This is a genomic window from Vibrio sp. Isolate34 (assembly GCF_022397915.1).
GTDB lineage: Bacteria > Pseudomonadota > Gammaproteobacteria > Enterobacterales > Vibrionaceae > Vibrio.
In genome coordinates this window covers 35,536-48,246 of record NZ_JAKEUO010000004.1, presented here as the reverse complement: position 1 = coordinate 48,246, position 12,711 = coordinate 35,536, and the positions used below count along the sequence as shown (strand labels likewise).

The window sequence follows — 12,711 nt, the reverse complement described above, 5'->3', positions numbered from 1 at the left end:
CTGTTGTTAAGGTGAAGCTAGGGGAGTTTTTCTTTTGTCGCTTCTTGATACTCAAGACGATAAGAAGCGACTATTGCTCGAGATAGAGTTATTCAATGTGTAGGTCGAGTGGGGTCTTGCTAGTGCGACCGCCGATCTCGCGAGTGAGTTTTGGTACTAGGTAGCCAGAAACCTCAGAGATTAAGCCCTTGAAGTGGTGCTTTGCCTCTTCATCTGAAATATAGAAGTGCGCCGCACCCTGAACCTTATCAAGTACATGCATATAGTAAGGTAAAACACCGGCATCGAATAACCTTTCACTTAATTCTTTCAATGAGTTAGCGCTGTTATTTACACCTTTAAGCATCACGCCTTGGTTGAGCAGAGTCGCACCACTAAGTTTCAACTTATGGAAAGCTTGTTTGAGCTCTAAGTTGATTTCGTTAGCATGGTTAATATGGCTGACCATGACCACATTGAGGCGAGTTGTCGCTAACAAATGGCACAGCTCATCTGTCACTCGAGCGGGAATCACAACCGGTAATCGGCTATGAATTCGAACGGTTTTTACATGTGGAATTTGTTCAATGGCCTTAATGAGCCATTCGATCTCGTTGTCTTTTGCCATCAAAGGATCGCCACCGGATAGGATAACCTCGTTGATCTCTGGGTGTTGAGCTACGTAATCGAGACTGGTTTGCCAAACCGACTTTGAACCCTTGTTATCTTGATACGGAAAATGACGACGGAAGCAGTAGCGGCAGTTAATCGCGCAACCACCTTTCACAATCATCAATGCTCGGTTTTTGTATTTATGCAGCAGTCCAGGAATGGCGTTGTCTTGCTCTTCCAGTGGATCAGCGGAATAGCCTTGATGAACCTCAAACTCTTCACTTAGCGGTAAAACCTGTCGCAGCAAAGGGTCGTGTGGGTTGCCTTTTTCCATGCGTTCGACAAAGCTAAGAGGAACCCGAAGCGCAAATAACTCACGTGCAGCAAAGCTTGCTTGCCACGGTGTTGGGTCTATTTCCAATGCCTCAAGCAGTTTTGTCGGGTCAGAGATCGCATTCGATAGTTGTTTGAGCCAGTTTTGCTCAACAGATTCGACTTTTCGGGTTATGATATGCGGCATTGAAATTAACTCAAAGATGTGGAAGAGAAAATCATGGCGTCAGTAAGCACCAATGAATTCAAAGGCGGTTTAAAATTCATGATGGATAACGAGCCTTGCTCAATTATCGAAAATGAATACGTTAAGCCAGGTAAAGGCCAAGCGTTTAACCGTGTTAAACTTCGTAAACTGCTGTCAGGCAAAGTGTTAGAGAAAACATTTAAGTCAGGCGATACAGTAGAACTAGCGGACGTTGTCGACGTTGAACTAGGCTACCTATACAGCGATGGCGAATTCTACCACTTCATGAACAACGAAACATTCGAGCAAATCGCTGCTGATGCGAAAGCAGTAGGCGAGACTTCTAAATGGTTAGTTGAAAACGACGTATGTACTCTAACGTTGTGGAATGATAACCCTATCACAGTCACTCCACCAAACTTTGTTGAGATCGCAGTAACAGAAACCGATCCTGGCCTTAAAGGCGACACACAAGGTACTGGCGGTAAGCCTGCAACTCTAGCAACTGGCGCGGTAGTTCGCGTACCTCTATTCATCGCAATCGGTGAAGTTGTTAAAGTTGATACTCGTACTGGCGAATACGTTGGTCGTGTGAAGTAATTTACTTCAAGTATCTGAAAAGGTCGCTTAGGCGGCCTTTTTTGTATCTGGAGAACGAGGGAAGAGCAGATACGAGTTAACGGGATACGAAGAGCGGGAAGATCAAGAGCGAGTGAGCTAGATGTGTGCTATTCGACAAGCAACAAAAAAGCAGAGCTGGGTAACCTAGCTCTGCTTTTAGTCTTTTCACTCTTTAGCTCTTCGAGACTCGATTACTCGAATCCCGTATCTGCTCTTAGCTGTTAAATCATAAAGATGAAAATAACAGACAATGCGCTGATTAGGCCTGCAAAGAAGTAGCAGCCCACTTTACCCGCAACGCCGACGTGGAACTTAAGGTCGTGCATGCCGTGGTGAAGACGGTGCATTGCGTGCCACATTGGCAGTGCTAACGTACCGATGATGAATAGCGCACCGATAATGCTGGTGGCAAACTCAGAGACACGCTCGTAGCTCATTGCGTCTGCATCGATAATGCCCATTGGTACTAAGATACCCAGCACTAGAACTGTGATCGGAGTGATCATCGCGAACCAAGTACCGCCAGCGCCAAACAGACCCCACCAGATTGGCTCATCAGAGCGTTTAGGATTGTGGTTAACAGGCTTAACTTTGTAGTTTGTGTTCATAACGAAAGCTCCTTACACCACAACAAGAACGATTAAAGAAATAAAAGCCACCGCTGCCCACTGAGTCAGGACGATGATCCTTTTATCAACCAATTTACCTTTCAGGCGGATTGGCATTACTTGAGGCATCATGCTGAAGAAGGTTTGAGCGTGCATTAAGCTGCCTAGGAGTGCCACGATATTAATACCGACAATGATAGGGTTCGCCATAAAGCTCAACCAACCCGCCCACGCTTCAGGGCCTTTCACTAGCGCCCCTAAACCAAAGGTTAGGAACACAGTGAACAGAATCAAAGGCAGTACCGTTGCTTCACGTAGCATGTAGAAGCGGTAGAACGGATGGTTGCTCCACCACGTTCTCTTCATCTCACGAACATAAGGCTTACGATTGCTCATATTATGCCTCCTCTGCTGTTTTTACTTGCGATCCATCAGGCTTGAACATCGAGATAACGAAGTCCATTGAAGACTCAACTTTACCTTGGTTCACTGCCGCTGCTGGGTCTACTTTCTTCGGACATACTTCAGAGCAGTAACCAACGAATGTACAGCCCCAAGCGCCGTTTTCACCGTTGATAAGCTTCATGCGTTCGGCTTTACCGTTGTCTCGGCTATCTAGGTTGTAACGGTGAGCAAGAGTCAGTGCCGCTGGGCCGATGAACTCAGGGTTTAGACCAAACTGAGGACACGCTGCGTAACAAAGACCACAGTTGATACAACCAGCGAACTGTTTGTACTTCGCCATTTGCTCCGGAGTCTGAATGTTAGTGCCGTCTTCAGGTTTACGGTCGTTACCAATGATGTAAGGCTTGATCGCTTCAAGGCGCTCGATGAACGGTGTCATGTCGACAATCAAATCTTTCTCGATCGGGAAGTTTGCAAGCGGTTCGATAGTTAGGCCGTTCGGGTAGTCACGTAAGAAGCTCTTACACGCTAGCTTAGGCACACCATCAACCATGATGCCGCAAGAGCCACAGATCGCCATACGACAAGACCAACGGTATGAAAGGTCTTTGTCTTGGTGGTCTTTGATGTAACCAATCGCATCAAGTACTGACATGGTTTCATCGAAAGGCACTTCGAAAGTCTGCATGTAAGGTTCTGCATCTTTCTCTGGGTCGTAGCGCAGAATGTCTACTTTTTGGATACGGTTCGCTGACATTATGCTTGCTCCTCTTCGCTCTTCTCATCTTTCTTAGCATTCGCTTCTGCAGCTTTTTCAGCGGCAGCGGCTTTCTCTGCTGCTTCACCGTATAGACGAGCTTTAGGTTGAGATTTAGTAATCTTCACGCCGCTGTAGTCGATAGTTGGTGCTGCATCTTCGTTGTAGAACGATAGAGAGTGTTTCAGGAAGTTCACGTCATCACGCTCTGTGCAGTTGTCGTCTAGACGTTGGTGTGCACCACGAGACTCTTTACGTAGAATTGCTGAGTGAACCATCGCTTCCGCTACTTCTAGGCCGTAGCCCACTTCGATAGCGTAAAGTAGGTCAGTGTTGAACACTTTGCCTTTGTCTTTAATGCTGATTTTCTTGTAGCGCTGCTTAAGCTCAGTGATCTTATCGATGGTCTCTTGCATCAAGTCTTCTTGACGATAGATACCACAACCCGCTTCCATGGTGTGACCCATTTCAGTGCGGATATCAGCCCAGTTCTCATCGCCTTCTTGGTTTAGTAGACCAGCGATGCGATCTTCAACCGCTTTCACTTGCTTAGCGATGGACTCTTCGTTCCAGCCTTTGAATTCAGCAGCGCGTTTCACCGCTTGTTCACCGGCTACGCGACCAAATACCACGAACTCAGCCAGAGAGTTAGAACCTAGGCGGTTTGCACCGTGTAGGCCAACTGAAGCACATTCACCAACGGCGAATAGGCCTTTAATGCGAGTTTCACAGGTACCGTTAGTTTCAATACCACCCATGGTGTAGTGAACAGTTGGACGAATTGGGATTGGCTCTTTTGCTGGATCGACGTTTACGTACGCTTTTGCCAGTTCACAGATGAACGGTAGACGCTCTTGTAGGTACTCTTCACCAAGGTGGCGAAGGTCAAGGTGTACGACATCACCAAGTGGATGCTTGATGGTGTTACCTTTCTGCTGCTCGTGCCAGAATGCTTGAGAAACTTTGTCACGAGGACCCAGTTCCATGTATTTGTTCTTCGGCTCGCCCACTGGAGTTTCAGGGCCCATGCCGTAATCTTGTAGGTAACGGTAGCCGTTCTTGTTGACGATGATACCGCCTTCACCACGACAACCTTCGGTCATCAAGATGCCAGTGCCCGGTAGGCCTGTTGGGTGGTATTGAACGAATTCCATGTCACGCAGTGGCACACCGTGGCGATAAGCCATTGCCATACCGTCGCCCGTTACGATGCCGCCGTTGGTATTGCAGTGGTAAACACGACCTGCGCCACCCGTTGCTAACACAACAGATTTTGCTTTGATGGTAACAAGCTCACCTTCAGACATATGAATCGCGATAAGGCCTTGAACTTCGCCTTCTTCAACAATCAAATCCACCACAAAGTACTCATCAAATCGTTTGATTGTGTCGTACTTCATCGAAGTCTGGAACAGGGTATGAAGCATGTGGAAGCCGGTTTTATCCGCTGCGAACCACGTTCTCTCTACCTTCATACCGCCGAATCGGCGTACGTTTACTTCACCGTTTTCTTTACGACTCCATGGGCAGCCCCATTGCTCCATTTGGATCATTTCGCGAGTCGAGTTTTCAACAAAGTATTCAACAACATCCTGTTCACATAGCCAGTCGCCACCGCCAACAGTATCGTTGAAGTGGTTATCTAAGCTATCTTCGTCTTTAATTACTGCTGCTGAACCGCCTTCTGCCGCTACCGTGTGCGAACGCATTGGGTAAACTTTAGAAATCAGTGCTACTTCCAGTTCAGGATTAGCTTCAGCCGCAGCAATAGCTGTACGAAGACCAGCGCCGCCTGCGCCGATGACTGCGATATCTGTGGTAATTGTCTTCACAGTTATTCTCCAGTGTGATGCGGAGTATTCCGCTTGTTATTATAAAAAGCCTATTTAGGAGGTTCTAAATCGTAGAAACCATTTAGCGCCCCTAAGCCTTAAGTGGTAGGTTCAGTGTAAGAGAGGAAGGTATTCGAAAAGTTGATGCATTTGGGTTTTTAGGTCGGTAATGCATATGGAGGCATAGAAATTATAGGTTATGTGACTGCAATCACGGCAATCAATTGTTGATAACGATTCCCCCGCAAGGCTCGTGTTAACGGCTTGTTGAGTATGATTTTTGTTATCAATGCTGGGAGAGGTCAAATATGTATAAATGTATTGTAGAACGTAATTTTATGGCTTCATTAAAACAACGTTTTGCTTTCAAGAATACAAAGATAGAAGCTTACAAAAACGGCGAAAAGTGATAATTTTCGTCGCCTAGAATTCAGTGATATGGAACTTAGTAATGCACTCTACATGGCAACCGGCCGCAACCATTGAACAGTTAAAGCAACGTGCTGATCTCCTTAATCAAATTCGCCAGTTCTTTGCTGAGCGAAACGTGATGGAAGTGGATACGCCTGCGATGAGCCACGCCACGGTAACGGATGTGCATTTGCATACCTTCAAAACTGAATTCGTAGGGCCGGGTTATGCGCAAGGCCAGCCTCTGTTCTTTATGACAAGTCCTGAATTTCATATGAAGCGTTTGTTGGCAGCAGGAAGTGGCTGTATCTATCAAATTTGTAAGTCTTTCCGTAACGAAGAAAATGGTCGTTACCACAACCCTGAGTTCACTATGTTGGAGTGGTATCGTGTTGGTTTCGATCACCATGACCTGATGGACGAGATGGATTTGCTGTTACAGCAGGTACTTAAATCGGGCTCAGCACAGCGCATGACTTACCAACAAGCCTTTGTTGACGTGTTAGGTGTGTGTCCACTGGAAGATTCGATGGACACGCTAAAGCAAGCCGCAGCAAAACTTGGGCTCAGCGACATTGCAGATCCAGAACAAGACCGTGATACCTTGTTGCAGTTGCTGTTTAGTATTGGGGTGGAAGCTAAGATAGGGCAACAAGTTCCTGCATTTGTTTATGATTTCCCTGCTTCACAAGCGGCATTAGCCAAGATTAACCCGAATGATTCGCGAGTAGCCGATCGCTTTGAGGTGTATTTCAAAGGCATTGAATTGGCAAACGGCTTCCATGAACTAGACAAGCCACAAGAGCAGCTCAAGCGCTTTGAAGATGACAATGCCAAACGTATTGAGATGGGTTTATCGCCTCAACCGATTGACCATCACTTGATTGAGGCATTAAAAGCGGGCTTACCAGACTGTGCGGGTGTTGCTTTAGGTATTGATCGTCTGATCATGCTGGCGTTAGGTTATGACCACATTGATGACGTGACCGCTTTCCCGTTCCCACGCTCTTAGTTTTCTGTTTTTACTGAGAGTTAATAGCTATTAACTCTCAGCTTTCAATCCGGTTCACTAGCTGACCAAGATACCGGTTCCGACTACGGCAACAATGGCACCGATCCAAGCGTAGGCATTCGGTCTCTGCTTGGTGTATAGCCAGAGTATCGGTAACAACATGATAGGTGTGGTTGAAGATAACAGAGCAACCATGCCGACATTGCCTTCCTGCAACGCATACAAGATCAGCGTCATTCCCACCGCCATCGCTAAAAATCCGTTAACTGCGGTAATCGCAAATATTTGACCATTCATTGGATTGATTGCGCGTGAGAGCTTGGCGCCCGTTAAGCGAAATGCGGAGTGGGCGACAAAGGCGGTGATCATTCGGATAGCAGACGCGGCAACCGGGTCGATACTGGTTTGCATCACGGGCTTTGCGATGATTCCCCCCAATGCTTGGCAGATAGCTGCCGTGATTCCAAGAGCAACGCCAATCCACACTGTGCCCTTGATGGTTTCGAGTTGATTTTTCGCTTGTCCTCGACGACCAAAGAAGATTGCGGTTAATACACCACTAAACACCAACGCCGAGCCTATTAGCTCGCTAGAGGTCATACTTTCGCTAAACAGGAAGTAACCGAGAATTGCCGAGAAGACGGCGTGACAAGAGAACAGCAAACCCGCTTGGCGCGGCCCCATGCGGTTCAGACAGGCAAATAGGGCAGTATCACCAATGAAAATACCAATCAGGCCAGACAGCATCATCGGTGTGACTAAATCTGCTTCGACAGTTGACCAGCCACCGGTAAACCAAGCCATGCTCGATAAGATGATCGCGGTACAGCCCATTCTCCAGCGGCTATAGGCGAAAGAACCTAAGTGTTGAGCAGGCTTTACTGACATTAGGCTCGCAATAGCCCAGAGAAAAGCGGCAGCAAGAGCTAACCATTCGAATCCCATCTGAATAACATCCTTGTGTCTGGGATAAATTAGCTCATCAATATGCATCAAACCGAACTGAGAACAAAGTGATTCTTAACAAAAGAACCATGAACGTTTGCAGTCCGGCTTAGCTTGATGTGATTAATTACGCGTTACACTTTAAAGCGCTCCACATCTCGACGCATCGACTCAGCCGCGCTACTCATCTCATTTGAGCTGTTGCGGCTGCTTTCCGCTTGTTGTGCCAAATCGTCAGAGGCATCTTTGATCCCTTGAGTATTACGGCTTATGTCTTCGCTAACCGCGCGTTGTTCTTCGGCTGCGCTCGCGATTTGCAGTGCCATATCGTTGATTTCAGTAATGGCTTGGGTGATTTTAGTGAGGCTTCCATGGGCTTGTTCTGCGAAACCAACACTGTTCTCTGCCAGTTGAGTGCTGGTGGTCATGCTTTCTACGGCATGTTCGGTATTCTTTTGCAGGGTATCAATCATCACGCGAATCTCTTCCGTTGAGCCATGCGTCCTTTGGCTTAGCACTCGAACTTCGTCGGCGACAACAGCAAACCCACGGCCTTGTTCACCCGCACGCGCCGCTTCAATCGCGGCATTCAATGCCAGCAGGTTGGTTTGTTCGGCAATGCCTTGAATAGTGGACAGGATCTGGTTGATGCTTTGCGCGTTGTTTTCTAGTTCTCGGATAACATTGGCCGCGTCTTCCACTTGGCTCGCAAGGCTAGTAATCGCATCGCGGTTCTGTTGAATAACCTCTTGGCCATCATTACAAGCAGTCGCAGAGGCTTGAGAAGCGGATGCGGTTAATTCGGCATGGCTCGCCACTTCGGCTGCGGTTGCTGACATCTCATGAATTGCGGTTGCAATCTGATTGATATCGTTTTGCTGATTCTCAACTCGAATGGAGGATTGGGTAGCTAGTTGATTGGCTTTCTCTGCATGATTGTTTAAATCGTGGCTGTGCTCTATTACACCCTTCAACATGCTTTGCATCTGACTCAAGAATTGGTTTACGAGCTCGGCAAGTTTACCAATCTCATCCATGCGTGTGATATCAATGCGTTGAGTAAGGTCACCTCGACCTTGAGCAAGCTGAGTGAGTGCCTCAGATAAGGTTTGTAATGGGTAAAGCAAGCGGTTGATGACCATGGTGCTTGCGATTGAAATCACGATGTACAAAATTAGAGAGGTCAGCGCGATGAATTGAATCGCGTCAGATACCGCAGAGAACGCCAATTCTTTATCGATAACAATGCCCAAAGACCAATCGGTGTTCGGCACGTTGGCAATGTAAACCAACTTATCGCCCTGACCTGGCCAGGTTAATGTGGTGATGGTGTGATTTTGAATCAGCTGTGACACTCGGCTTGCGGTTAACTCTGGGTTCAAGCTCGTAAGTGGTTTTTGACTTAATGCTTCATCACTGTACGCAACGATATTGTTGTTACCATCGACTAAGAAGGCGAAGCCATCGTTATCCAGTTTTACGTTAAGAACCGTATCGATAATGCTGGTGACGGTTAAGTCTGCAGCCAGCACACCCTGTTTTTGGCCACTGAAGGCTTTCGCAAAGCTAATAACGATGCTGCCATCGAAGTCTTGATACGGCTCAGTAATAATCAGGTCGGATGCGGCGTTGGCATCTTTGTACCATGGGCGTGTGCGAGGGTCGTAGTCTGCTGGCCAGCTTTCCGTTTTATCACCATAAGCGATAGTGCCATCGCTGAACCCAGCGTAAACCGATAGAAATTGCCCGGCTTGTTTGGTGATCAATAACTCGCGGTCAGAGTTACTACTGCTTGAAATGGTCGGCTCATTGGCGAGCATCATATCACTGCGAGTCGAGAGCCAATCGGCAATGTAACTAGTTGTTCCTACGCTGACATTCTTCATTTCTTGGTTGATCGCGACTTCAGTCTCTTGAGTGAGTTGGGTAACCGATATCCAAGCTTGGGTACCACTCACGACGGCGATAATGATCGCAATGGCGATCTGTATTTTAAATTTAATAGTATGTCTCAAGGTCCATTCCTCTCTATTAGACAAATATCTAACACGTACTTGATGGTGAATTGATGTGTCTCTGATAGGCGTATAGTGCCGTTGTCTTAGGCAGAATGAATGTGTTTAAAATCATAAATTATAAATATATTTACTCTGCTTTTTGTAAAACAGTGAAGTAAAATCACAGTTATTAATTGATTTAAAAATCAACTACTTGTTCTGATTGTTGTGCGTGATATCGCGCCTTAATCGGAATGAAAGTGATCGTTGAACGTCTTTTATGTGATGATGAACAACGCGAGGTAAACCAATAGTAAACCAGCAATACCTAAGATGATACCCATCTTAGCCATGTCTTTGCTTTCGATAAGTCCAGTCGAGTAGGCCAATGAGTTGGGTGGTGTCGATACTGGAAGAATCATGCCGAGTGATGCGGAGAAGGCAACCACAACCAACAAGCCTTGTAAGCCCCCAATCGCAACTAGGCTTTCCATCGATGCACCAATCGCAGCGGCTATCGGCATCAATAAATTGGCGGTAGCGGTGTTCGACATGAAGTTCGCCATTAACCAACACACGATAGATAGCGTGAGAACGACGGCAGTAGGTGAGAGCGACTCATAGTCAATCGCGTGTGCTAGCGCCGCAGCTAAACCTGTTTTATCAAGGCCGATACCAATCGCAATACCACCTGCAACCAGCCATAACACATCCCAGTTAATCAGCTTGAGTTCTTCTTTGCCCATGATGCCGGTCAGAGTAAACACAGCCAGTGGAATGATAGAGACCACATAAGTGTTCATGCCGTGCAGTTTGGTGGTCATCCATAACAAGATGGTCGCAGCGAAGGTGATGTAAACCACAATCGCTCGCCAACTCTTTCTAAATTGTCCATCAAGCTTGAGCACCATGTTTCTTTCCGTAGAAGGAAAGAGTTTTTGTAGAAGAAACCAAGCGATGGTGAGTTGGATGATCACAAAGGGTAAGCCCATCATCATCCAGCTGAGGAAGTCGATGGTGTTTTCACCCGTTAGGTATTGCAGCGCGATGGCATTGGGCGGTGTACCGATCGGTGTCGCGATACCGCCAGTATTGGCTGCGATTGGAATACACAACACGAGCGCTTTGATACCCATATCGCCTTTTGGTGCAGAAGCCACGATAGGGCCGAGCAGTGCCAGCATCATAACTGTGGTTGCTGTATTCGACATGAACATCGAGAACACAGCAGTGATCAGCATTAAGCCAAGCATGATGAAGCGTGGCTCTGTACCAAATGGTTTCAGCAGCAGTCGAGCAAGGTTGTTATCGAGTTCGTACTTGGATGCTGAGATTGCGAGTGCGAAACCACCCATGAACAGAATGATGATTGGCGATGAAAATGCACCGAATATGTCGGTATATTTGATTAACTCACCAAGATCGTGTCCCGCTGGTGGGGTTCGAAATAGGTGCAGGCCTTTGTCGGAAATCATCACGAGTTCAAGTGCAATGATCAGTATCGAGGTGGCGAAAACTGGAACGGGCTCAAGCACCCAAAGCAGTGCAGCAAGCAGGAATATCGCCAGTAGGCGGTGTTGAATCAACGTCAGGCCATCGATAGGTATGGAATCTATTGGCATGAATAACACGCCTAAGGGAATCGCAAAACAAATCAACAGCTTGACCATAACGCCAACATTGAGTTTAGGCATGTACAAAGACCCTATGAATAAAATATCTTCAAATAGAATAAGTTATCTGGATTTTTGGTACTTGGAGACGGGTTATAAAATCGAAACGTTGTTAAAGGTTTCGACAGTTGTTTTGTTTTTGGTCAATCTTTTTTCTGGGTAATTCAACGTACTGATCGTTGAGAGCAAGGTTGTCGGTAGTAAGATTGATTGAAATCTTGAGAGGAAGTGTCTCGAACTAGATAAGAAAAAGGCGCATTTTTCTCTAAATATAGAAAATAACGCGCCTTTGAAACTGAATGAGTTAACTCAATCGTTAAGCTTGGTCTGTGTTCTCTGCTGAATCAACAGCTTCAGTCTCAACGTCTTTGCCAGCAATGTGCGCGAAAGGTGTACCTAGAACGGTCTTCTCGCCATTTTGCATAGTGTCGTCAAACTTGATCGTATCTTTCGCAAACAGGTTGATAACCGTTGAACCAAGCTTAAAGCGACCCATCTCTTCGCCTTTCTTCAAGATGATTGCTTTGTCACCTTGTGCTGGGTAATCCCATTTGTACACAGAGTTACCGCGCGGTGGCGTGATGGTGCCAGCCCATACTTGCTCGATGCTACCTACGATCGTTGCACCAACCAGCACTTGTGCCATTGGGCCAAATTCAGTATCGAAAATACAAACCACACGCTCGTTACGTGCGAATAGGTTTGGAACGTTCTCTGCTGTTAATGGGTTTACAGAGAAAAGGTCACCCGGAACGTAGATCATTTGGCGCAGTGTGCCATCGCATGGCATGTGCACACGGTGGTAATCACTTGGAGACAAGTAAAGCGTTGCGAATTCACCGTCTTTAAACTCATCCGCTAAGGCAGCATCACCACCTAATAGCTCGCGAGCTGAGTAATCGTGACCTTTAGCCTGAATCAGTTGGCCGTCAGTAATTGGACCAAATTGGCTTACGCGAGCATCGGCAGGGTGAACGATAACAGACTCGCCTTCAGCGATAGGGCGCACGCCTTCTTTCAATTCACGTACGAAGAATTCATTGAATGTTTTAAAGTGCTTTGGATCGCTATGCAGCGCTTCATCCATGTTCACTTTGTATTGCTTGATGAACCAGTTGATGATCGCTGTCGTTAAGCCACCCGCTTTAGCAGAGGCAAGTTTGCCGACTAGACGAGTCAGTCCATGTTGTGGAATCCAGTACTGCAATCCAACTTTAATCTTATCCATTGTATTAATTTTCCAATGCTATTTGTTGTTCAATTAAATCTGTCGATGACGCTTTAGGGCGCGAGATGTTACTTAAATTCGCGCCAATTGTCAGTAACTGCACATATTTGT

At 46.6% G+C, this 12,711-nt stretch carries 11 protein-coding genes; 2 read left to right on the top strand and 9 right to left on the bottom strand.

The genetic code is table 11. The features are described from left to right. Positions 1 to 88 precede the first annotated feature (88 nt). A complete protein-coding gene (gene epmB / locus L1D22_RS06080; RefSeq protein ID WP_239829060.1) occupies positions 89 to 1,111 on the bottom strand; it encodes an EF-P beta-lysylation protein EpmB in 1,023 nt (340 codons plus the stop codon). Between the two features lie 33 nt (positions 1,112 to 1,144). Here epmB and efp point away from each other — a divergent pair, with 33 nt between their 5' ends. Beyond that, positions 1,145 to 1,711, top strand: coding sequence for an elongation factor P (gene efp / locus L1D22_RS06075; RefSeq protein ID WP_017067165.1), 567 nt, complete (start codon positions 1,145 to 1,147; stop codon positions 1,709 to 1,711). 242 nt (positions 1,712 to 1,953) lie between these two features. Here efp and frdD read toward each other — a convergent pair whose 3' ends face one another. The 4 genes from frdD to frdA are packed head-to-tail and all read right to left on the bottom strand — an operon-like array spanning position 1,954 to position 5,334. Further along, the gene (frdD, locus tag L1D22_RS06070) at positions 1,954 to 2,340 is read right to left on the bottom strand and encodes a fumarate reductase subunit FrdD (RefSeq protein WP_239829059.1); all 387 of its coding nucleotides are present in this window, start codon (positions 2,338 to 2,340) and stop codon (positions 1,954 to 1,956) included. Between the two features lie 12 nt (positions 2,341 to 2,352). Then, on the bottom strand, positions 2,353 to 2,736 hold the full coding sequence (gene frdC / locus L1D22_RS06065) for a fumarate reductase subunit FrdC (protein WP_008219063.1): 384 nt from the start codon (positions 2,734 to 2,736) through the stop codon (positions 2,353 to 2,355). Between the two features lies 1 nt (position 2,737). Beyond that, positions 2,738 to 3,502, bottom strand: a complete 765-nt coding sequence (locus L1D22_RS06060) for a succinate dehydrogenase/fumarate reductase iron-sulfur subunit (protein WP_017631312.1) — start codon at positions 3,500 to 3,502, stop codon at positions 2,738 to 2,740. Next, the gene (gene frdA / locus L1D22_RS06055) at positions 3,502 to 5,334 is read right to left on the bottom strand and encodes a fumarate reductase (quinol) flavoprotein subunit (RefSeq protein WP_239829058.1); all 1,833 of its coding nucleotides are present in this window, start codon (positions 5,332 to 5,334) and stop codon (positions 3,502 to 3,504) included. The genes L1D22_RS06060 and frdA overlap by 1 nt, the downstream gene beginning before the upstream one ends. 451 nt (positions 5,335 to 5,785) lie before the next feature. Here frdA and epmA point away from each other — a divergent pair, with 451 nt between their 5' ends. Beyond that, the gene (gene epmA / locus L1D22_RS06050; RefSeq protein ID WP_239829057.1) at positions 5,786 to 6,757 is read left to right on the top strand and encodes an elongation factor P--(R)-beta-lysine ligase; all 972 of its coding nucleotides are present in this window, start codon (positions 5,786 to 5,788) and stop codon (positions 6,755 to 6,757) included. Between the two features lie 57 nt (positions 6,758 to 6,814). Here the strand turns inward: epmA and L1D22_RS06045 are convergent, their stop codons facing one another. The 4 genes from L1D22_RS06045 to asd all read right to left on the bottom strand — a co-directional run bounded on the left by L1D22_RS06045 (position 6,815) and on the right by asd (position 12,600). After that, positions 6,815 to 7,702, bottom strand: a complete 888-nt coding sequence (locus tag L1D22_RS06045; RefSeq protein WP_239829056.1) for a DMT family transporter — start codon at positions 7,700 to 7,702, stop codon at positions 6,815 to 6,817. 134 nt (positions 7,703 to 7,836) lie between these two features. After that, the gene (locus L1D22_RS06040; protein ID WP_239829055.1) at positions 7,837 to 9,717 is read right to left on the bottom strand and encodes a methyl-accepting chemotaxis protein; all 1,881 of its coding nucleotides are present in this window, start codon (positions 9,715 to 9,717) and stop codon (positions 7,837 to 7,839) included. A gap of 260 nt (positions 9,718 to 9,977) precedes the next feature. Next, positions 9,978 to 11,393: an SLC13 family permease gene (locus L1D22_RS06035; protein ID WP_239829054.1), complete on the bottom strand. Its 1,416-nt coding sequence runs from the start codon at positions 11,391 to 11,393 to the stop codon at positions 9,978 to 9,980. Positions 11,394 to 11,688: 295 nt separating this feature from the next. After that, positions 11,689 to 12,600, bottom strand: coding sequence for an archaetidylserine decarboxylase (gene asd / locus L1D22_RS06030; protein ID WP_239829053.1), 912 nt, complete (start codon positions 12,598 to 12,600; stop codon positions 11,689 to 11,691). Positions 12,601 to 12,711: the final 111 nt, after the last annotated feature.

Coding starts and splice junctions, on each gene's coding strand:
- epmB (WP_239829060.1), bottom strand. CDS start 1,111: ATGCCGCATATCATAACCCGAAAAGTCGAATCTGTTGAGCAAAACTGG.
- efp (WP_017067165.1), top strand. CDS start 1,145: ATGGCGTCAGTAAGCACCAATGAATTCAAAGGCGGTTTAAAATTCATG.
- frdD (WP_239829059.1), bottom strand. CDS start 2,340: ATGAACACAAACTACAAAGTTAAGCCTGTTAACCACAATCCTAAACGC.
- frdC (WP_008219063.1), bottom strand. CDS start 2,736: ATGAGCAATCGTAAGCCTTATGTTCGTGAGATGAAGAGAACGTGGTGG.
- L1D22_RS06060 (WP_017631312.1), bottom strand. CDS start 3,502: ATGTCAGCGAACCGTATCCAAAAAGTAGACATTCTGCGCTACGACCCA.
- epmA (WP_239829057.1), top strand. CDS start 5,786: ATGCACTCTACATGGCAACCGGCCGCAACCATTGAACAGTTAAAGCAA.
- L1D22_RS06045 (WP_239829056.1), bottom strand. CDS start 7,702: ATGGGATTCGAATGGTTAGCTCTTGCTGCCGCTTTTCTCTGGGCTATT.
- L1D22_RS06035 (WP_239829054.1), bottom strand. CDS start 11,393: ATGCCTAAACTCAATGTTGGCGTTATGGTCAAGCTGTTGATTTGTTTT.
- asd (WP_239829053.1), bottom strand. CDS start 12,600: ATGGATAAGATTAAAGTTGGATTGCAGTACTGGATTCCACAACATGGA.